The sequence below is a fragment of the Mycobacterium sp. 1245805.9 genome, from assembly GCF_001672915.1.
GTDB lineage: Bacteria > Actinomycetota > Actinomycetes > Mycobacteriales > Mycobacteriaceae > Mycobacterium.
Genome location: NZ_LZKR01000035.1, coordinates 1 through 19,792 on the forward strand (window position 1 = coordinate 1; position 19,792 = coordinate 19,792).

Annotated in this window: 17 protein-coding genes and 1 pseudogene; 6 read left to right on the forward strand and 12 right to left on the reverse strand. The window is 69.7% G+C overall.

Annotated elements, in window-relative coordinates:
- The 8 genes and pseudogenes from coaE to A9X00_RS05870 all read right to left on the reverse strand — a co-directional run.
- A partial coding sequence (gene coaE, locus A9X00_RS05840) for a dephospho-CoA kinase (RefSeq protein ID WP_067150374.1) occupies nt 1–655 on the reverse strand: 655 nt, incomplete at its 3' end.
- 12 nt (nt 656–667) lie between these two features.
- Nucleotides 668–754, reverse strand: a pseudogene (locus tag A9X00_RS31640) (hypothetical protein); the annotation flags it as partial.
- Between the two features lie 242 nt (nt 755–996).
- Nucleotides 997–1,431: a hypothetical protein gene (locus tag A9X00_RS05845; protein WP_067150377.1), complete on the reverse strand. Its 435-nt coding sequence runs from the start codon at nt 1,429–1,431 to the stop codon at nt 997–999.
- A gap of 11 nt (nt 1,432–1,442) precedes the next feature.
- Nucleotides 1,443–2,222 carry an Fpg/Nei family DNA glycosylase gene (locus A9X00_RS05850; protein ID WP_067150380.1) on the reverse strand — a complete coding sequence of 260 codons (780 nt, stop codon included), beginning with the start codon at nt 2,220–2,222 and terminating at the stop codon, nt 1,443–1,445.
- Nucleotides 2,215–3,108, reverse strand: a complete 894-nt coding sequence (gene ligD, locus A9X00_RS05855; RefSeq protein WP_255363057.1) for a non-homologous end-joining DNA ligase — start codon at nt 3,106–3,108, stop codon at nt 2,215–2,217. Before ligD (A9X00_RS05855) ends, A9X00_RS05850 begins: the two co-directional genes overlap by 8 nt.
- A complete protein-coding gene (ligD, locus tag A9X00_RS05860) occupies nt 3,105–4,103 on the reverse strand; it encodes a non-homologous end-joining DNA ligase (protein ID WP_067150383.1) in 999 nt (332 codons plus the stop codon). The genes ligD (A9X00_RS05855) and ligD (A9X00_RS05860) overlap by 4 nt, the downstream gene beginning before the upstream one ends.
- Nucleotides 4,100–4,537: a hypothetical protein gene (locus tag A9X00_RS05865; protein ID WP_067150485.1), complete on the reverse strand. Its 438-nt coding sequence runs from the start codon at nt 4,535–4,537 to the stop codon at nt 4,100–4,102. Before A9X00_RS05865 ends, ligD (A9X00_RS05860) begins: the two co-directional genes overlap by 4 nt.
- A gap of 37 nt (nt 4,538–4,574) precedes the next feature.
- Nucleotides 4,575–5,015, reverse strand: a complete 441-nt coding sequence (locus tag A9X00_RS05870) for a DUF402 domain-containing protein (protein WP_067150386.1) — start codon at nt 5,013–5,015, stop codon at nt 4,575–4,577.
- Nucleotides 5,016–5,168: 153 nt separating this feature from the next.
- Here A9X00_RS05870 and A9X00_RS05875 point away from each other — a divergent pair, with 153 nt between their 5' ends.
- Complete coding sequence (locus A9X00_RS05875; protein ID WP_156771944.1) at nt 5,169–5,915, forward strand: SDR family oxidoreductase; 747 nt, start codon at nt 5,169–5,171, stop codon at nt 5,913–5,915.
- A 12-nt stretch (nt 5,916–5,927) separates the two neighbouring features.
- Here A9X00_RS05875 and A9X00_RS05880 read toward each other — a convergent pair whose 3' ends face one another.
- A complete protein-coding gene (locus A9X00_RS05880; RefSeq protein WP_232006687.1) occupies nt 5,928–8,612 on the reverse strand; it encodes an ATP-binding cassette domain-containing protein in 2,685 nt (894 codons plus the stop codon).
- A 176-nt stretch (nt 8,613–8,788) separates the two neighbouring features.
- Here A9X00_RS05880 and A9X00_RS05885 point away from each other — a divergent pair, with 176 nt between their 5' ends.
- Both A9X00_RS05885 and A9X00_RS31185 read left to right on the forward strand, forming a co-directional pair.
- Entirely contained in the window at nt 8,789–10,861 is a 2,073-nt protein-coding gene (locus tag A9X00_RS05885; protein ID WP_067150392.1) for a serine/threonine-protein kinase, read from the forward strand.
- A gap of 417 nt (nt 10,862–11,278) precedes the next feature.
- Entirely contained in the window at nt 11,279–12,520 is a 1,242-nt protein-coding gene (locus A9X00_RS31185) for a hypothetical protein (RefSeq protein WP_197515070.1), read from the forward strand.
- A 117-nt stretch (nt 12,521–12,637) separates the two neighbouring features.
- Here the strand turns inward: A9X00_RS31185 and A9X00_RS05900 are convergent, their stop codons facing one another.
- Complete coding sequence (locus A9X00_RS05900; protein ID WP_232006688.1) at nt 12,638–13,054, reverse strand: hypothetical protein; 417 nt, start codon at nt 13,052–13,054, stop codon at nt 12,638–12,640.
- Between the two features lie 60 nt (nt 13,055–13,114).
- On the opposite strand from A9X00_RS05900, the gene uvrB reads away from it, so the two are divergent.
- Nucleotides 13,115–15,283, forward strand: a complete 2,169-nt coding sequence (gene uvrB / locus A9X00_RS05905; RefSeq protein ID WP_067150400.1) for an excinuclease ABC subunit UvrB — start codon at nt 13,115–13,117, stop codon at nt 15,281–15,283.
- Nucleotides 15,280–16,680, forward strand: coding sequence for an MFS transporter (locus tag A9X00_RS05910; protein WP_067150403.1), 1,401 nt, complete (start codon nt 15,280–15,282; stop codon nt 16,678–16,680). Before uvrB ends, A9X00_RS05910 begins: the two co-directional genes overlap by 4 nt.
- Before the next feature lie 2 nt (nt 16,681–16,682).
- On the opposite strand, the gene A9X00_RS05915 is transcribed toward A9X00_RS05910, so the two are convergent.
- Both A9X00_RS05915 and A9X00_RS05920 read right to left on the reverse strand, forming a co-directional pair.
- Nucleotides 16,683–17,402 (reverse strand): MgtC/SapB family protein, encoded by a 720-nt coding sequence (locus A9X00_RS05915; protein ID WP_067150406.1) that lies wholly within the window; start codon nt 17,400–17,402, stop codon nt 16,683–16,685.
- 39 nt (nt 17,403–17,441) lie between these two features.
- Nucleotides 17,442–19,025 carry a hypothetical protein gene (locus A9X00_RS05920; protein ID WP_067150409.1) on the reverse strand — a complete coding sequence of 528 codons (1,584 nt, stop codon included), beginning with the start codon at nt 19,023–19,025 and terminating at the stop codon, nt 17,442–17,444.
- Between the two features lie 307 nt (nt 19,026–19,332).
- On the opposite strand from A9X00_RS05920, the gene A9X00_RS05925 reads away from it, so the two are divergent.
- Nucleotides 19,333–19,773, forward strand: coding sequence for a universal stress protein (locus A9X00_RS05925; RefSeq protein ID WP_067150411.1), 441 nt, complete (start codon nt 19,333–19,335; stop codon nt 19,771–19,773).
- The last annotated feature ends 19 nt before the right edge of the window (nt 19,774–19,792 follow it).

A 19,792-nucleotide genomic window follows, 5' to 3' on the forward strand; every position in this document is an offset into this window, starting at 1 on the left:
TCGGGTCGGCCGGTACGAGACGCGCGGGCGCCCTGGCGATCTGGCACGCGCTCAGGTTGTGGGCGAACGGCAGGATACGGGCGTTCCAGACGTCGCGGGCCCGCTGCGCCAGCTCCTCGGGGCTGCCCGAGTTGTCCAGCCAGACGTCGGCGACGGCGCGGCGCTGCTCGTCGTCGGCCTGCGCGGCGATCCGCGCGCGGGCGTCGTCCTCGGGCATGCCACGTTGGTCGACCAGCCGTCGCACCCGCACCTCGACGTCGGCGTGCACCACCACGACGAGCGGGAACAGCGGCGCCATCCCCGACTCCACCAGCAGCGGAATGTCTTCGACCACAACGGAATCCTCGGGCACCGACGCGATGATCTCCGAGCGGCGCTTGCCCACCAGCGGATGCACGATCCCGTTGAGCTTCTGGCGCGCCTCGTCGTCACGAAAGGCCTTGGCGGCCAACGCGGGACGATCCAGCGATCCGTCGGGCGACAGGATGTCGTCGCCGAACGCCTCGACGAGCGCCTTCAGGCCCTCGGTGCCCGGCTCGACGACCTCGCGCGCGATGACGTCCCCGTCGACGACGACGGCACCGCACTTCGCGAAGGTCGACGAGACCGCCGACTTGCCGGCGCCGATGCCACCGGTCAACCCGATGCGCAGCATCCCTGGACGCCGTTAGGCGTTGCCGGCGAGCTTTTCCCGCAGAGCCGCCAACTGGGCGTCGCTGGCGAGCGATCCACCCGCCGCCTTCTCCGACGACGCGCCGTTGCCCGGCGCCGAGTCACCGGCGGCATGGGCGGCCGACTCAACCGGATGGCAGCCCTAGGCGTCGCGGTCACAACAGTCACACTGGCCACCGCAGGGTTGGGGTGCGCGTGGTGCCCACCTCACAGCGACAAATCCTTTGCGTGCCTTGGTTTGTCGCTGTGAGGTGGACAGAAAGGGTGCCGTCGCCGGGAGAGATTCCTGTGGCAGATGTGATTGCCGGCGGCCGCCGTGCCTGGTCACCCGGATGGCAGCCCTAGCCGATCCGGCGTCGCGCCGCACTGCAGCATGCCGTTCTTGGGGTCGGAATTACCGGGCGTTGGTCTGACGAACTGATCGAGCTGCGTGAAAACGTTGTCGTCCACGTCGATTTCGCAGTGCACGTTCGCCGAGTAGGGGAAGTGCAGCACGATCTGCATGCCGGCCTGTTGCGGATCGGGCAACACCGTGTTGGCCTCGAACACGTTGCCGGGCATCGACGGCAGGTTGGTGCTGTTCGTCCGGTTGCCGTTGATCACGAAAATGGCCTGACTGCCGGTGGTCAGTGCATCGATCCGGGCGCGGTAGGTGATGTTGTGCAGGTCGGCCTTGGCGGTTGCCGGGCTTAGCTGGGACCCGGCCGCGATGACGGTCAAGGCGGTGATCGCCATCCATCTGTGGTTGCTGGGGCTCATAGCAGCCGAGATTACCCGGGCTGACAGCGCGGACACCACAGCGACGTCCGCCCCGCGACCCGGGCCCGCGCGAGGCGGGTGCCGCAGCGCGGACAGGACGGGTCGGGGTCGTCGCGCACGCGGGTGAGCCACCGCGGCAGGCCGGGCACCCGACCGTGCGGCACCGCGGTGCGCAGCACCTGAGTCATCGCGGCGTGCAGGCGCTTGACGTCGTCGGCCTCGAGTTGCGGGATCGGGCGGGCCGGCGCGATCCGGGCCCGCCAGCAGATCTCGTCGGTGAGCAGGTTGCCGAGCCCGGCGATCACCGCCTGGTCCATCAGCGTCGGCTTCAGGCGCCCGGACCGGCCGCGCAGCGCCTCGCGGAACGCCGGCAGGCCGAGGCCCAGCGCGTCGGGGCCCTGCGGGCCCGTGACGTGCGCGACGTCCTCGTCGTCGTCGGCCAGCCACACCCCGCGCAGCTTGCGCAGGTCGGCGTAGCGCAGTTCGCCGCGATCCAGCGCGATCACCAGCCGCTCGTACGGCTCGCGCTCGGCGCCGTCGGCGGCGTAGTACGGGTGCCCGGTCATCCCGCTGTGCACCAGCAGCGTCGGGCCGTCCGTCGGCAGCATCAGCCACTTGCCGTGCCGGCGTGGGCGATCGAAGCGGCGCCCGGCGAGCCGCCGGCCGAGCGCCGCGGCGGTGGTGTTTCGCAGGATGCCCGGATCGCGGACCCGCACGCCCCGGATCCGCCGGCCGGGCAGCGCGTCAGCCAGCTCGCGCCGAAAGCCCTCCACGTCGGGCAGTTCAGGCACGAAGCTTCGCCACCCGCTGCGCGGGACCCTTCAGCGAGCGGGCGTGCCGGTACATGCCGGCCCACGGATCACCCTGCCCGGCAAGCCGTTTGGGGACATCGCGGATGGTGAATCGGTCCGCCCGCAGGCCCCGCATGTCCAGCTCGTCCCACTCCAGCGGGGTCGCCACCGGGACGCCCGCCCGGGCGCGCACCGAATACGGCGCAACCGCGGTCTGCGCGTAGGCGTTTCGCATGATGTCGAGGTACACGCGGTCGCCGCGGTTGTCCTTGCGGGCTTCCAGGGTGCGATGCGCGGGGTCGTCGGCCACCACCACTTCGGCGACCTCGCGGGCGAATTGGCGGGCGGTGTCGAAATCGGTGTCGGGACGCAGCGGCACCACGACGTGCAACCCGCGCGACCCGGTGGTCTGCACATAGCGCGCCAGCCCGAGGTCGTCCAGGACCCCGGCCGTCACGTGGGCCGTCGCCCGCACCACCGCGAAGTCGCTGTCGGAGGGGTCGAGGTCGAACACCAGCCGGTCGGGCTTGTGCAGCCGGTCCCGCCGCGACTGCCATACGTGCAGCGTGACGCAGTTCTGGTTGGCCAGCCAGCGCAGCGCCTCGGGGCGTTCCGCCACTGGATGCACCACGGTGCCGCGCTCCTTGTCGACCTCCACCCGGCCCATCCAGTCGGGCAGCGAGTCGGCGAAATCCTGCTGCACCCAACCTTGTTCGCCGATGCCGCGCGGGAACCGCTGCACGGTCAGTGCCCGGTCCCGCAGGTGCGGCAGTATCGCGTCGGCGACCCCCTCGTAGTAGTCCACCAGCTCGCCTTTGGTGATCCCGTCCTTCGGGAACATCACCCGGTCCGGATGGGTGACCTCGACGTCGACGCGCGGCGTCACCGCGTCTCCCGCACGACGTCGGACGCGTCCTTGTCGGTGCGCAGCCCCTGGTATCGCGGGTGGCGCAGCTTGCCGTCACGCGTCCACTCGGAAAACCCGATCTGGGCCACCAACTCCGGGCGCACCCAGTGGGCGCCGTTCTCGCGCACCAGACCCCGGGTGAACGGCGGCTCGTCCTGCTCGAGGGGGGACAGCCGCTCGTGCAGGTTACGCAGCGTGGGTTCGTCGAACCCGGTCCCCACCTTGCCGGCGTAGACGAGGTCGCGGCCGTCGTGGTAGCCGAGCAGCAGCGCACCCAACTCGATGCGGCTGCCCTTGGGACTGGTGTAGCCGCCGACGACGAATTCCTGGTCCCGAACGCATTTGAACTTCAACCAGTTCTTCGACCGGCCGCCTTCGTACGCGGCGTCGGCCCGCTTGGCGATCACACCCTCGTCGCCGCGCTGACATGCCGCCTCATAGGCGCCGATCCCGTCCTCGACCCGGTGCACCGCGAAACGCAGGGGATCCTCGAAGTCAATCGCCTTGCGCAACAGTTTCTTTCGCCACAGCTGCGGCACATCGATGGTGGACTTGCCGTCGATGTGCAGCAGGTCGAACACGTAGTAGAAGACGCGGACGGGGGACGCGCGGGCCACCTCGGGGTCGGTGATGCCCAGCCGGCCCTGCAGCCGTTCGAAGCTGGTGCGCCGGCCCGCGAACGCCACCACCTCGCCGTCCACGACGAACCGCGTGGTGCGCTGGGCGCCGAGCGCGTCGACAAGCTCGGGATAGGTTCCATTGAGCGGCTGCCGATTTCGCGACAGCAGCCGCACCCGGTCACCGTCGCGAAAGCCGACGCAGCGCATCCCGTCGAATTTGCGCTCGAATATCCACTGCGGATCGGAAAACCGCCGGTCGGTCAGGGTCGCCAGCGTGGGGGCCCGCCAGTCGGGCACCGGTTCGTCGTGCAGCGCCGCGCGCACCGGTGCGGGCAGGGCGGCGAAGTCGGTCATGACACGTCGTCCAGTGAGTGGCCGGTCAGCGCCGGCTGGCGCAGCGTGTCGGCGTCCTCGTCGCCTTTGCGCCTGATCAGCAGCCACGTCTCGGCGCGGCCGTCCCGGACCCGGGTCAGCGTGTACCAGCCGCGCAGCCACTCGCCGCACAGAAAGAACGAAAGATGGCCGCGTTCAAGGCATTCGCCCATGTCGAAGGGCGTCGCATTGACATAGGTGCCGCGGTCGCCGTCGACGTCGCGCTCGGCAGCGTCGAGCGGCAGGTCCTCGGTGCGGTGGGCAATTCGGCTGTGGTCGGGGATCGCCCAGGACACCAGCACGCCGTCGATCTCGAGGCGAAGGTAGTAGTAGTCGCTGGCCGCCCCCTGCCGTTGGATGACGAAACGCGGGTCCCGGTCGGGCCGGCGTTTGCGTCGGTGGTCGATCAAACGCATCAGGAAGTGATACCCGTGGGTCACGTGAGGAAACGAGCTATGCCTCACGCCAGGTCAGCTCCATGCCATGGGTGGCCATCCACCGGGAAAGGTCGTAGTCGTTGCGGGCCAGGCCGTCGATGGCGACCACGGCGCGCCGCACGGCCCGTTCGGCCACCTCCGGGGTCAGCAGGCCGTGGCGCACGGCGTCGAGCAGCTCGTCGACGTCGGCCAGCCCGGCGCCGTCGCCGGTGCGGACGACGATGTCGAGGTAGTGGTCTTCCGAACGCCACACGTCCGGGCCCGGCGTGTATTCGCCCACGTCGAGGTAGAAGTCCTGGTCGCGTTCGTGCCCCGGGTTGAAGTGAAAGACGGTGGCGCGCAAGCCCAACGACGGCAGCAGCCACGATTCGAGGTAGTGGAACTGCGCGCGGCCCGGGGTGGGGCGGGCGAGGTAGAGCCCCCACGGGTGCACGACGTACTCGTCGACGGCCCGCACGATGCCCTTCGGATCGGTGTTGGTGCGGGCGACCAGGTCGAACGTCTCGTGCTTCGGCGGGTGGATGGTCCCACCCTAGTTGCCGCGGCCGTTGGCAGGCATCATCACCATGTCGAAGTGAGCATGGGCAATCGGGCCACGGGGAGGGGCAGAGTGAGCGACCTCAGCGGAAAGACAGCCCTCGTCACCGGCGGGAACTCGGGCATCGGGTTGGCGACCGCGCAGCGACTGGCCGACGCGGGCGCCCACGTCTTCCTGACCGGTCGCAATCAGGACACCATCGACGCCGCGGTGGCCTCGATCGGTGACCGGGCGACGGGGATCCGCGCCGACGTGGCCAACCTCGACGACGTGGCGGCGGTCGCCGACGCCATCACAGCCCGCGGGGGCGGCCTCGACGTGCTCTTCGCCAACGCGGGCGGCGGGGAATTCGCGGCCCTGGGCGACATTTCGGTCGAACACTTCACCTCTACGTTCATCACCAACGTGGGCGGCACTTTGTTCACCGTGCAAGCCATGCTGCCGCTGCTCAACCGCGGCTCGTCGATCGTGCTGACCGGTTCCACCGCCGCCTACAACGGCACCCCGGCGTTCAGCGTGTACGCGGCGACCAAGGCGGCGATCCGCTCCTTCGGGCGGACCTGGGCCGCCGAACTCGTGGGCCGTGGGATCCGCGTCAACACCATCGTTCCCGGCCCGGTCGAGACGCCGGGGCTGCTGGGACTGGCGCCGGCCGGACGAGAGCAGGAGCTGCGAGAAGGCGAGGCCTCCAAGGTCCCGATGGGCCGCCTGGGCAGGCCCGAGGAGGTCGCCGCGGCGGTGCTTTTCCTCGCGTCGGACGAAAGCAGTTTCATGACCGGCAGCGAGTTGTTCGTCGACGGCGGTGCGGAGCAGCTCTAGGGTCGGCCCGGACTAACGCTTCAGCCGGATCTTCCACCGCACGAAGCCGCCGTAGAACACCGACAGCGCGGCCAGCATCCCCATGTCAATCAGCCAGACCTTCGAGGTGTGCTCCCAGAACCGGTCCTGGGACAGCAGCGTGTCGGGCACCAGGTGGCGCAGGTCGACCGTCGACGCCGCCGCGGCGTAGCCCCAGCGCGCCGGCATCGCGAAGGACAGCTGGTCGAGCCCGAGCCGGCCGGTCACCGGGACCATCCCGCCGCACAGCACCAGCTGCGCCATCACCGTGACCACGAACAGCGGCATGATCTGCTCGCTGGAGCGGACTAGCGACGAAATGGCCAGCCCGAGGATGGCCGAGGCGACGCAGGTCCCCGCCACGGTCAGGAATAGCTCGATGGTGGCCCCGGCGGTCGAATGGCCGAGCAGAACGGCGCCACGAGTGGGGGCGCTCTTGCCGATCACCACGATCGCGGTGACGATCGCCGACTGCAGGATCGCGAACCCGCAGAACACCGCCGTCTTCGCGAGCAGGTAGGCCGTCGTCGACAGCCCGACCGCCTGCTCGCGCTGGAAAATGGCGCGCTCGCCGACCAGGTCGCGGATCGTCAGCGCGGTGCCCATGAACGCCGCGGCCGGCAGCAACAGGGCCAGGATCTGCGCGGCTTCGTCGGGCGTCCCGGCGTTCGGCCCCGGCACCTGGAATCCGTGGTTGCCCGGCACCGTCAGCGACAGCGAACCCAGGATGAACGGCAACAGCGCCAGGAAGACGAAGTAGGCGCGGTCGGCGACGACGAGGCGGACCTGCCGGCGGGCGACCGTGGAAATCTGGCGCCGCACGCTGGTGTGGACCGGCTCGCCCAGGTCGCCGGGCTCGTCGGTCCGGGCCGGCAGCAGTTTCTGGGGCCGCTTCTGGGCCTCGGCCCGCTCCTGGAAGCGCCGGTTGGCCTCCTCGGGGTCGGCGCCCACCTTGGTGAAGATCTTGGCCCAGTTGGTGGTGCCCATCGCCTCGCCGATCTGGTCAGGCGGGCCAAAGTAGGCGGTCTTGCCGCCCGGGGCCACCAACAACAGCTGGTCGCAGATGTCCAGGTAGGACAGCATGTGCGTCACCACGATCACGACGCGGCCGGCGTCGGCCAGCTGGCGCAGCATCGTCATGACCTGGTGGTCCAGCGCCGGGTCGAGGCCCGACGTCGGCTCGTCGAGGATCAGCAGCGACGGCCCGGTGAGCAGCTCGAGCGCCACCGAGGCGCGTTTGCGCTGGCCGCCCGACAGCTTGTCGACGCGGGTGTCGGCGTGCTTGGTGAGGTCGAGCTCCTCGAGCACCTGGGCGACCACCTTGGCGCGGTCGGCCTTGCTGGTGTCGGGCGGCAGCCGCAGTTCGGCGGCGTAGCCCAGCGCCTGGTTGACCGTCAGCTGGCGGTGCACCACGTCGTCCTGGGGCACCATGCCGATCCTGCTGCGCAGCGACGCGTACTCGGCGTGGATGTCGTGGCCCTCGAAGGTCACCGAACCCGAGGTGGGGCTGGTGTAGCCGGCGATCAGCCGGGCCAGCGTGCTCTTGCCGGCGCCCGACCCGCCGATCACGGCGGTCAGCGTCCCCGGGCGGGCGGTCAGCGAGATGTCGTCGAGCAGTTGCTTGCCGTTGTCGACGACGTAGCGGACGTTGCGCACCTCGAGGCCGCCGGTGCGCGCCGCGGCGGCGCCGCCCTCGACCAGCGTGCCGTCCCGGAACACCAGGTCGACGTTGCCGATGGTGACGACGTCGCCGTCGGTCAGGATCGCCGACCCGACCCGGGTGCCGTTGACGAAGGTGCCGTTGATGCTGTTGTCGCGGATCTCGGTCCCGAGCGGGGTGTGCAGCAGCGTGGCGTGGTGACGCGAGGCGAGGACGTCGTAGACGACGATGTCGCTCTCGGCGGCGCGGCCGATCGTCTTGGCGCCGGCCGTGCCCGCGGCCGCCGACAGGCGCGGCGAGAGCAACTTCACGAACCTCGTCGCCAGGTTGGAGACGTCAGCCGTCCTGGCGTCGATCACGGTCGACTGGGCGGGCGGTGGCGCCTCCGGCTGGAGCGCCGGTTCGGCGTTGACAGTGGTCACCTGGTCGGGTGGCGTCCTGTCGGGGGGCCTGGGCGGCGGCGCCTGCCGCGGCTGCGGGGGACGCGGTGGCCTCGGTGGTGTCGGCGGCCTTGGCGGCTGCCGGGGCGGGCCCTGGGACGGCATCGGGCGCGGCGGCGCGGGCTGCCTGGGCTGGCTCCCGGTCTGGCCGCGCCGGGGGACGGGCGGCGCGGTGGGGTTCGTCCGCTCCGGCAGCGCGGACCACGCCACGGTCGGCGGCCCGGAGTCCCGCGTCGGCCTGGCCGGCGGCGGTCCACTGGCGTGGCCGTGCTGCGGTCCGACCGCGAACGTCAGCCTGGGTCCCTGCGGGTTGCCGACGTTGATGCTCTGGCCGTCGTGGATGTCGATGACCGGCATCCGGTAGCCGTTGACGTAGGTGCCGTTCAGCGAGCCGTTGTCGATCGCCAGCCAGCGGCCCTGGTCGAACCGCACAATCAGGTGCGCGCGCGAGATCCGGGGGTCCGGAATCCGCATGTCCGCGTTCGCGTCCCGCCCGACGACGACCTCGTGGCCGGCCGCGAACGAGCGTTGGGACCCGTCGTGCCGGATGGTCAGGACAGGCGGGGCGGGTCGAGTCACTACACAAGTATCGGTCCGCGGTTTGAGTGCTCCCCATGGGACTCGCCTGTGATTTGGCTTTGTTTCGATTTGGCCACTCATAGCTCGCTCATAGCCTCCTGAGACCCGTCGCCAACCGAGATCCGGCATCATTCGGACGTGCGGGGAGTGAAAGCACAGAAACGAGGGGGCAACGATTGACGGACGAACACAGGGGCACGACCCGGCGCATCGACGCCGGACGACGGCTGCTGAGTAACCCGCGCCTGGCGCGTGAGGCCCTGCGCGCGGGCTTCAATTCGGGTCCCTCGGCGACCGTCGCGCACCTGTTTCGTCGCATCCCGCCGGTCAACTCGACCCCGAACGCCGAGCCCCCGGCCTTGGAGGCGGCTGTTGTGTCCCGCCCCGAGGCCAGCGCCTCCCGCCTCGCGCTGAGCAGCGGTGCGGCGTTCGCCGGCTACACGATCCTGCGGCAGCTCGGCGCCGGCGGCATGGCCGAGGTCTACCTGGCGCTGCATCCCCGGCTGCCGCGCCGCGACGTGATCAAGGTGCTCGCCGAGGCGGTCACCGCCGATCCCGAGTTCCGCGAGCGGTTCAACCGCGAGGCCGACCTGGCGGCGACTCTCTGGCACCCGCACATCGTCGGCGTCCACGACCGCGGCGAATTCGACGGCCAGCTCTGGATTTCCATGGACTACGTCGAGGGCACCGACGCCGCCCGGCTGGTCAAGGAGCGCTACCCGGACGGGATGCCCATCGACGAGGTGTGCGCGATCGTGCAGGCGGTCGCGGGGGCGCTGGACTACGCCCACGATCGCGGCCTTTTGCACCGCGACGTCAAGCCCGCCAACATCCTGCTCACCCATCCCGAGGACGGGGAACGCCGAATCCTGTTGGCGGACTTCGGTGTAGCGCGTCACCTCGCCAACATCAGCGGCATCACCGAGACCAACGTCGCGGTGGGGACCGTGGCCTACGCCGCCCCCGAGCAGCTGACCGGTTCCAACATCGACGGCCGCGCGGACCAATACGCGTTGGCGGCCACGGCATTTCATCTGCTCACCGGCGCGCCGCCCTTCCAGCACTCTAACCCGGTCGCGGTGATCAGCCAGCACCTGCACGAGGATCCGCCGCGGCTCAGCGATTACCGCCCCGATTTGGCCTACCTCGACGACGTGTTCCTCACGGCCCTGGCCAAACGCCCCGAGGACAGGTTCGAGCGGTGCCGCGCGTTCGCCGCCGCCGTCGGCGAGCGGATCGACGCCGCCGCGGAGGACGCTTCGGCCGATGGCGCCGCGATCACACCACGGCGCGGGGTGATGGCCCTTGTGCGCCACCGGTTCTCGTCGCGGGCCCGGTGGGCGACCGCGCTGGTGTGCGCGGTGCTGATCGCCATCGCGGCGACCTGGTCGACGCTGTACTCGTTCCAGCCGCAGAGCCCGACGCCCAACGTCCCCGCACTCGCGTCGCGACCGTCCGTGCCGGAGCCCAGCGCGGCGCCCGCGCGACCCGGGGGACCGGTGCTCAACGGCACCTACAAGCTGACCTACGACCGCAGCAAGCAGACCACCAACGGCATCCCGATCCGCCACGACGGCCCGGTCGCCAGCTGGTGGGCATTCCGCTCGGTGTGCACCGCCAACGGGTGCGCGGCGACCGGAACCCAGCTCGACGACACCAACCACCAGGTGGCCAGCACGGTTGACGGCGGCCACACCTACTCGCTGCGGTTCATCGGTGGCTATTGGCAGGGCGGGTTCCAGCAGGAGCGGGCCGGCTGCACCGAGCCCAACGGGCAGGTCAGGGCCACCCAACAGGAAAGCGTCGCCGGGTCGCTGGCGCCGCAGGCCGACGGCACGCTGCGCGGCACCGTGACACAAACCGCCCTGTCCGACGAGTGCGGCGCGCAGGGAGCGGTGGTGCGGGTTCCGGTGGTAGCCACCCGCGTCGGCGACGCCCCGCCGTCCGTGCCGGTCGCCGATCCCGCGCAGGTGATCAGCGCGTCGACCACGCCGCCCCACCCGGGCGCGCCGGTCCTGGGCGGGTCGTGCAGCGACGTCGACAAGCTCGCCTACGACCCGACCAACAGCGAGCAGGTCGTCTGCGAGGGCAACACGTGGGCCAAGGCGCCGATCACAATGGGCGTGCACGCCACCGGCAGCTCCTGCAACCGTCCGAACACCTCGGTGTTCGCGATGTCCACCTCGAGCGACGGCTACCTGCTGCAGTGTGACCCGGTCACGCGGACCTGGACGCGCCCCGGGGCCTAGTTTCTCTGGCCGCTCTGGCCGCGCCCCTTAGCCGCGAGCGTGCGTGTCTGTCCGCCGACACGCCGCGTCGCGTGGCATTCTGCGCACGCTCGTGTGGTCGTGACTGACTTTCGTGGCCCGCGAGTCCTAATAAACTTCCACGTATGCGTGTGGACGTCGCTGATGTGCAGGCGATGGCGGGTCGATGGGGCGCGTCGGTCGGTGAGCGACACGGCCGCTCCGCCGAGGCTCGGCTTGTCGTGTCAGGCCAGCGCCGCAGCGGTGGCTGGCGCTCATGCGGAGGTCACCGCGTTCACGGCGGCACTGGCCGCGCGCGTGGGTGCCCACGCGACTCGCGTGTCTGAGGCTGACACGCGATATGTCGCCAACGAGGCTGACGCTGCCAACGAGATGTCCGCGGTGATCGGCGGGTAGCGAATGTCGGGGGTCGCGGGGTTTCCCGACCTTTCGGGGCTGTTGACCTGGCCCACCGAACATCTCACGGCCGCGGCCGACCACTGGGAGGCCGTCGGTGCGCGCAGCTATGGGGTAGCCAACCAGGTGTGGCGGGACGCGCTTGCCGTCGATTGGCAAGGTGACGGCGCCGACGCGCTGCGCATGGCGACCCACGCTGACATGCTGACGACCAGCGGGGCAGCCGACCAACTGCAAGCGGCGGCCAAGGTGGCCCGCAGCGGAGCCGCCGATCTTTTTGCGGCCCGCTCGCGGCTGCGCCACGCGATCGAAGACGCCAATGCCGCCGGATTCGATGTGCGCGAAGACATATCGGTCACCGACCGCTCCACTGGCGGTACGCCCGCGTTGCGGGCCGCCCGGGAAGCCCAGGCGCAAACCTTCGCCGCCGATATCCGGCAGCGCGCAGCGCACTTACTCGCGCTCGATCAACAGGTGGCGGCGAAAGTCACCGCGGCCGTAGCCGGTGTTCGTGACACCTTTCCGCGAGATCGTGGTACTTCGCTGGACCCCAAGGCCCAAGCCGTCGACAACCACACGTTCAAACAAGACCCGCCGTCGCCGGGTCCTCCTGGCGACCCGTTTAAGGGGTGGAGCGAAGAGCAAAAGCAGCAAGTGGCCATCGAGATCGCGCACGGTCACGCACTCGACAAGCATGCCGAGGACTTTCCGAAGGGGTGGTCCGAGCGAGACCTGGCCCGCTGGATCTACGACTCGATGAATGACCCCAATACTCGTTTCGGTACCGATGTGGACTCTGGCGCGTTGACGTTGCTGCGCGACGGCAAAATTATTCAAATCAATCCAAAGGGCCGGGACTATGGCACTACTTACGCGCCTCAGCCGCGTCCTGGAAGTACCTGGCGAACCCCGCAGGATTATTTTGAGCAGCGCACGCGGCCATTCGAGCCTCTGCCCCCTCCTGCGCCGGGACGGCTCCCGCCCGTCGCTCCGGGCGAGATGGCGCCCCCTGCATCCGCACCACAATCCCCATCGGCACCGCGGGCGGCAGCCCCACCGCCCGTGGAAGCACAGCCAGCGCCCAAACCGGCACCTTCGGCCCCGGGTGGGAGGGGACCGGTCGTTGTTGGCGGACCGGGGGCCACGCCCTTCGGTCCCACGCTGGTGCCGCCTCCGCACACGGGCCATCACCAGCCGCCAGTGCTCGGTGACATGGACCCTGACCCATGGGACCACGGTGAATGATCTCGATCAGGTGGAAATCGGATTGACTATCGGAGCCGGCCGATCGGGCTGCTTCCCGCGAGTCACCTGTGCGTCATCGCCACGCCGTCCGGTCCGTGGCCCCGCTAAACGCGGCCTTTAGTCGACTTGCCCTTGAGTATCGTTTCGGCCGCCCTTTGGGAACAACAGCTTGGCGCGGCGGTAGCCGCCGATTTTGCGCTGCAAACCGCGAAGCAAAGCCAGGGCCTCGACGTCGGAGAAGCTCGTGACCGAGTCAAAGTCCAAACCCGATCCGACCAGGTCGCTGGCCCAAGTGACTTCAGTCAAGAACAGCACTCGCGCCCAATCCAGATCGGTCAGTGCCTCGTGGTCGGTGACGGCATGCTCAAGACGTAGGGTCAGCGCCCCGAATTCCTCCCAAGTTGGCAACCCGAGCACCTGAAACGGAAACGGTTGTCCAGCCGCCGACGACTCCCACTGGCGCAGGGTCTGTCGAATGAAATTGCGTTCATCATCGGTCAGTTCGACTACCACCAAGCCCGAAGAACTTGTCATCGCAACGATCTTAAGACCAGCATTGACACGCTTGTCGGTGGCCGCCTCTACCCTGGTGCCATGGCCTTTGCCACTGAACACCCCATCGTCGCGCACTCGGAATACCGCCCGGCGGCCGAGGACGTCGAAGCGCTGGTGCGCGCCGGTGGCCGCTTCGAAGTTGTCAGCCCGCACGCACCGGCCGGCGACCAGCCCGCGGCCATCGACGAGCTGGAGCGCCGCATCCGGGCGGGGGAGCGTGACGTGGTCCTGCTCGGCGCCACCGGCACCGGAAAATCGGCCACTACCGCCTGGCTCATCGAGCGGCTGCAGCGCCCCACGCTGGTGATGGCGCCCAACAAGACGCTGGCCGCTCAGCTGGCCAACGAGCTGCGAGAGATGTTGCCGCACAACGCCGTCGAGTATTTCGTGTCGTACTACGACTACTACCAGCCGGAGGCGTACATCGCGCAGACCGACACCTACATCGAGAAGGACAGCTCCATCAACGACGACGTGGAGCGGCTGCGACACTCCGCGACGTCGGCGCTGCTGTCGCGGCGCGATGTGGTGGTGGTCGCGTCGGTGTCGTGCATCTACGGCCTGGGCACGCCGCAGTCCTACCTGGACCGCTCTGTCGAACTGCAGGTCGGGACCGAGGTGCCCCGCGACGGCCTGCTGCGGCTTCTGGTCGACGTCCAGTACACCCGCAACGACCTTTCCTTCACCCGCGGCTCGTTCCGGGTCCGCGGCGACACCGTGGAGATCATCCCGTCCTACGAGGAGCTGGCGGTCCGTATCGAGTTCTTCGGCGACGAGATCGAGGCGCTGTACTACCTGCACCCGCTGACCGGCGAGGTGGTTCGCCAGGTCGACTCGCTGCGGATCTTCCCCGCCACCCACTACGTGGCCGGGCCGGAGCGGATGGCCCACGCGATCTCCACCATCGAGGAGGAGCTCGCCGAGCGGCTCGCCGAGTTCGAGCGACAGGGCAAGCTGCTGGAGGCCCAGCGGCTGCGGATGCGCACCAACTACGACATCGAGATGATGCGCCAAGTCGGGTTCTGCTCGGGCATCGAGAACTACTCGCGGCACATCGACGGCCGGGGGCCGGGATCGCCGCCGGCGACGCTGCTCGACTACTTCCCGGAGGACTTCCTGCTGGTCATCGACGAGTCGCACGTCACCGTGCCGCAGATCGGCGGCATGTACGAGGGCGACATGTCCCGCAAGCGCAACCTGGTGGAGTACGGGTTCCGGCTGCCGTCGGCGTGCGACAACCGTCCGCTGACCTGGGAGGAGTTCGCCGATCGGATCGGGCAGACGGTGTATCTGTCGGCCACGCCGGGGCCGTACGAGCTGAGCCAGACCGGCGGTGAGTTCGTCGAGCAGGTGATTCGGCCGACCGGCCTGGTGGATCCCAAGGTGCTGGTCAAGCCGACCAAGGGGCAGATCGACGACCTGATCGGGGAGATCCGCAAGCGCGCCGCCGCCGACGAGCGGGTGCTGGTCACGACGCTGACCAAGAAGATGGCCGAGGACCTCACCGACTACCTGCTGGAGATGGGCATCCGGGTGCGCTACCTGCACTCCGAGGTCGACACCCTGCGCCGGGTGGAGCTGCTGCGCCAGCTGCGCCTCGGCGATTACGACGTGCTGGTGGGCATCAACCTGCTGCGTGAGGGCCTCGACCTGCCGGAGGTGTCGCTGGTGGCGATCCTCGACGCCGACAAGGAAGGCTTCCTGCGCTCGACGCGAAGCCTGATCCAGACCATCGGCCGCGCCGCGCGCAACGTGTCCGGCGAGGTGCACCTGTACGCCGACACCATGACCGACTCGATGAAGGAGGCCATCGACGAGACCGAACGGCGCCGCGCCAAGCAGATCGCCTACAACGAGGCCCACGGCATCGACCCGCAGCCGCTGCGCAAGAAGATCGCCGACATCCTCGACCGGGTCTACGCCGAAGCCGACGACAGCGAAACCGTCGAAATCGGCTCCGGGCGCAGCATGTCCCGTGGCCGGCGCGCCCAGGGTGAGCCGGGTCGCGCGGTCAGCGCCGGCGTCTTCGAGGGCCGCGACACGTCGAACATGCCGCGCGCCGAACTGGCCGACCTGATCAAGGACCTCACCGCGCAGATGATGGCCGCCGCCCGCGATTTGCAGTTCGAGCTTGCGGCCCGGTTCCGCGACGAAATCGCCGACCTCAAAAAGGAACTGCGCGGGATGGATGCCGCCGGCCTGAAGTGACGCACACCGACGCCGTCACCGGCAGCTGGCGCGAGCTGCTGGGCGCCAAGTACCTGGGAACCTCGGTCGTGCTGGCCGGTGGCGTCGCGCTGTACGCGACCAACGAGTTCCTGACGATCAGCCTGCTGCCGAACACCGTCGCCGAGATCGGCGGCAGCCGCCTTTACGCCTGGGTGACCACGCTGTACCTGGTCGGGTCGGTGGTCGCGGCGACCATGGTCAATCCGATGCTGGCGCGCATCGGCGCGCGCTCGTCATTCCTGTTGGGGCTGGCCGTGTTCGGTGTCTCGAGCCTGGCGTGCGGGGCGGCCCCCAACATGGAGGTGCTGATCGCGGCGCGCGCCCTGCAGGGCGTCGCCGGCGGCCTGCTGGCCGGCCTCGGCTACGCGGTCATCAACGCGGCGCTGCCCCGCTCGCTGTGGACCCGGGCCTCGGCGCTGGTGTCGGCGATGTGGGGGGTCGCGACGGTGGTTGGGCCCGCGACGGGCGGCCTGTTCGCCCAGTTCGGTTTGTGGCGGTGGGCTTTCGTCGCGATGACCGTTCTGACGGCGCTGATGGCCACGCTGGTGCCGATCGCGCTGCCCGCCGGCCGCGCCGGGCAGAGCGCCGACGCACTGCGGCTGCGGGTTCCGGTGTGGTCGCTGGTGCTCATCGGTGCGGCCGCCCTGGCGGTCAGCGTCGCCCAGATCCCGCACAACGTCGTCGCGACGGCCGGGCTGCTCGCCGCCGCCGTGGTGCTGGTCGGTCTGTTCGCGGTCGTCGACTGGCGGATGCACGCGGCGGTGTTGCCGCCCAGCGTGTTTGGGCCCGGACCGCTGAAGTGGATCTACCTGGCGATGGGCCTGCTGATGATCGGGGCGATGGTGGACACCTACGTGCCGCTGTTCGGTCAGCGGTTGGCCCACCTGTCGCCGCTCGCGGCCGGATTCCTGGGCGCCGCGCTGGCGGTCGGCTGGACGGTTTCCGAGATCCTCAGCGCGTCGCTGGAGAGCCCGCGGGCGATCGGGCGGGTGATCGTGGCGGCGCCGGTGGTGGTGGCGTCGGGCCTGGCGCTGGGTGCGCTCACCCAGCGCGACAACGCGCCGGCCGGGACCGTCGCGGCCTGGACGCTGGGGTTGCTGGTCGCGGGGATCGGGATCGGGATGGCCTGGCCCCATTTGTCCGTGCGCGCAATGGAATCCGTCGACGACCCGGCCGAAGGCGTCGCGGCGGCCGCGGCGATCAACACCGTGCAGCTCATCTCGGGGGCGTTCGGGGCCGGGGTGGCCGGCGTCGTCGTCAACACGGCTCAGGGCGGCGGCGACGCCACCGCTGCCCGCTGGTTGTTCGCCGTGTTCACAGCGTTGACGGGCGCGGGTGTTGTGGCTTCGTACCGCGCGGTGCGCGGCAACCGCTGAGCTCAGTCGGGCTCTTCGCCGCCGCGGAGGATGGCAACCACCCCGTCGACGTCGGCGAAAACCTCCGAGGCGCTGCCCATCTTGGCGCCCGACAGGGTCATCGTCACCCTGACCTCGCCGTCGTCGATGTCGTGGGCGTCGGCGTCGAGCTCGGTGAGCTGCCACTCGCGCTGCCCGCAGATCCGCAGCAGCTCCCGCAGCACGCCGCGGCCGTTTTCGTAGATGATGGTCAGCCGGCGGGTCCCCCGCAGCCGGGCCGTGAGCTGACGCTCGACCGCGCTGAACGCCAGCGCGCTGACGAAATGCAGGGCCACGACCGCGATGGCCAGCAGCAGCAACCCGGCGCCGACCGCCATGCCGATCGCGGCCGATTCCCACACCGCCGCCGCCGTCGTGAGCCCGTGCACCGCGCCGCGCCGCGTGATGATGATGCCGGCGCCCAAAAAGCCTACGCCCGAAACGATTTGGGCCGCGACGCGGGACGGGTCGAGCGAGACGGTCCCTGCGTGCACGATGTCGAAGAAGCCGAATTTGCTGACCAGCATGATCAACGCCGACGACGTGCCGACGATGGTCTGGGTCCGCAGGCCCGCGCTCTTGCCCTGCACCGTGCGTTCCAGTCCGATGAGCGCCGTCAGGCCGAAGGCGGCCAACAGCTCGATGACGTGGCGCGCGCCCTGCACGTCGCCGCCGAGCAGCGGGTTGGCCAGCAGGATCTGCATCTCCGTCAACTACCCACGGATGGCGCTTCTACGCGCTCGTCACCGCGTCGACTTCACGACCTGCGAGTAATGGAACTGCCAACGCTCGACGATGCGGAACCCGAGATAGCTCGGGAACCGGTACGCGGGGCTACGCCCGAAGGCGGTCCCCGGCGGCAGCGACTGCCCGGCTTGGTGATCCGGCAGCGAGCCGTCCTTGTTGGTGATAGTCCAGATGGCGGGGCACTTGTTGATCTTGGCCGTCGTCAGCCACACGGCGACGTGGCCGTCCCACAGCCAGCCGACCTTTGGCCCGTAGGCGCCGCGCTCCACGTCGATCAGCGAGCGGAAGGCCGCCGGCCGGGTGGCCAGCAGGGCGCGGATCGGTCCGGGTCGCCAGGGCACGGTGTTGTCGACCATCAGGCAGTCCCCGGGCGCGGCGTGCGAGCTGATCAGGTCGGCCACTTGGCTGTAATCCCAGCCCTCCTTGGCGTACGGCCAGCGCTGGATGAACAGGTAATTCGGCACCGCGGCGGAGGCGAACGCCAGGACCACCGCGACGATGAGCCAGGGCTTGCGGGCCAGCGTGACGATGCAGACGGCCATGACGACGGCCGCCGCGGGCGTGGTGAGGATCAGGTAGCGGGGAAAGTAGATCGGTTCGACGACAGCCGAGTAGATGACGACGAGCGCGGTCGGCAGGACGATCCACGCGGCGCAGCTGATCAGGAGCACGCGCAGGTCGCCCCCCGGACCCCGCGCGCCCCGCAGCCACGCCACGACCGCCGCGACGAGAAGCACCGCCGTCAGGATCGCGAACGGCACGCTGTGGTCGAAGTACTGCCGCAGGGTGATGTCGAAGGCGTAGTGCCAGCTGACGGGAAAGAGCCAGTTGACCTGGTACACCTGGCCGTGGGCGAAGACGAGGAACGGTGTCATGGCGCCGACGGCGATGGCCGAGCTGGCTGCCCACCACGTGACCGGCGACCTGCGGGATCCCTTCGGCGCCAGCAGCGGCACCAGCACCGCGTACACCGGCACCAACAGGATCAGGTTGAGGCTGAGCAGGATCGACAGCATCAGCGCCAGCGCGTAGCCCACCCACAATCGCGGCCGGTTGCGCCGCACGGCGGCGACGAGCAACACCGTCAGCCAGATGGCCGCGGCGGCCGCGAAGGCGTACGAGCGCGCTTCCATTCCCGCCCAGGTGGTGCGCGGCAAGATGGCGAAGACCGCGCCCGCGCACCGGGCCGTGGCGCGCCCGGGGACGAACTGCCTGGTGAACACCGTGACGCCCGCGGCGGCGGCCCCGACGGCCAGGGCGCTGGGCGCCCGCGACCAGAACTCCGTCGGCGGAAATATCGCGAACCAACCGTGCATGACCAGGTAATACAGGCCGTGAACAGCGTCGATGTGGCCCAGCAGCTTCCACAGCTCGGGCAAAGTCCTGCTGGCCGAGGCCGAGATGGTGGCTCCCTCGTCGAACCACAACGACGGCCGGCTGGCCCAGGCGGCGCTGACGGCGGCGGCGAACACCGCGATCGCCCACGGATCGAGCAAACCTCCGCGCGGGCGCGCCGGCGCGGCGTCGTCGGCGACGTCTGAGGCGTCGGCGGCGCGCGGCTCAGCGGTGGACATGGCCATGATGCTTGTCACTGTAAGGGGCGCAACGTGAACTGGCTCGCGACGAGCCTGGTGGGGGAGGGTAGGGTGCTTGCCCGCAATTGCGGCGCGCGCCCGCGGCGGGCCAAAAGCGGGGCCGTGCAAGGCTTTCTGCGTGGGCCCCGCTGAATCGGCCCTTGAATCGCGGGGCAAATCGGCCGCTAGTGCCGCCCGGCCTCGGTAAATGCCCGTGGCGTCACGCCACGCTGAGCAAGAAATCTTTCTCCTCTCCCTCCGGCAAACGCGATACTGTCTTGGGTTGGCTGACCAACCGAAACTGGGAGGGTAAATGAGTGCCTATCGAACCGTGGTGGTCGGGACCGACGGCTCGGATTCGTCGTTTCGCGCGGTAGACCGGGCGGCGCAGATCGCGGGGGACGACGCGAAGCTGATCATCGCGTCGGCGTACCTGCCCCAGCACGAGGACACCCGGGCCGCCGACGCACTGCGGGACGAGAGCTACAAGGTGTCCGGGACCGCGCCGATTTACGCGATCCTCCAGGACGCCAAGGAGCGGGCGCGCAAGGCCGGCGCCAAGAACATTGAAGACCGGTCGATCGTCGGCGCCCCGGTCGACGCGTTGGTCAAGCTCGCCGAGGACGAGAAAGCCGACCTGCTGGTCGTCGGCAACGTCGGCCTGAGCACCATCGCGGGACGGCTGCTGGGATCGGTGCCGGCCAACGTCTCGCGCCGGGCCAAGGTCGACGTGCTCATCGTGCACACCACGTAGCGATCGGGGTGTGCAGCTA

What these genes read in the sequence shown, in the direction of transcription:
- A9X00_RS05900 (WP_232006688.1), bottom strand. Translation starts at nt 13,054, where the DNA reads ATGACAAGTTCTTCGGGCTTGGTGGTAGTCGAACTGACCGATGATGAA.
- A9X00_RS05920 (WP_067150409.1), bottom strand. Translation starts at nt 19,025, where the DNA reads ATGGCCATGTCCACCGCTGAGCCGCGCGCCGCCGACGCCTCAGACGTC.
- A9X00_RS05925 (WP_067150411.1), top strand. Translation starts at nt 19,333, where the DNA reads ATGAGTGCCTATCGAACCGTGGTGGTCGGGACCGACGGCTCGGATTCG.
- A9X00_RS05915 (WP_067150406.1), bottom strand. Translation starts at nt 17,402, where the DNA reads ATGCAGATCCTGCTGGCCAACCCGCTGCTCGGCGGCGACGTGCAGGGC.
- uvrB (WP_067150400.1), top strand. Translation starts at nt 13,115, where the DNA reads ATGGCCTTTGCCACTGAACACCCCATCGTCGCGCACTCGGAATACCGC.
- A9X00_RS05865 (WP_067150485.1), bottom strand. Translation starts at nt 4,537, where the DNA reads ATGCGTTTGATCGACCACCGACGCAAACGCCGGCCCGACCGGGACCCG.
- A9X00_RS05845 (WP_067150377.1), bottom strand. Translation starts at nt 1,431, where the DNA reads ATGAGCCCCAGCAACCACAGATGGATGGCGATCACCGCCTTGACCGTC.
- A9X00_RS31185 (WP_197515070.1), top strand. Translation starts at nt 11,279, where the DNA reads ATGTCGGGGGTCGCGGGGTTTCCCGACCTTTCGGGGCTGTTGACCTGG.
- ligD (WP_067150383.1), bottom strand. Translation starts at nt 4,103, where the DNA reads ATGACCGACTTCGCCGCCCTGCCCGCACCGGTGCGCGCGGCGCTGCAC.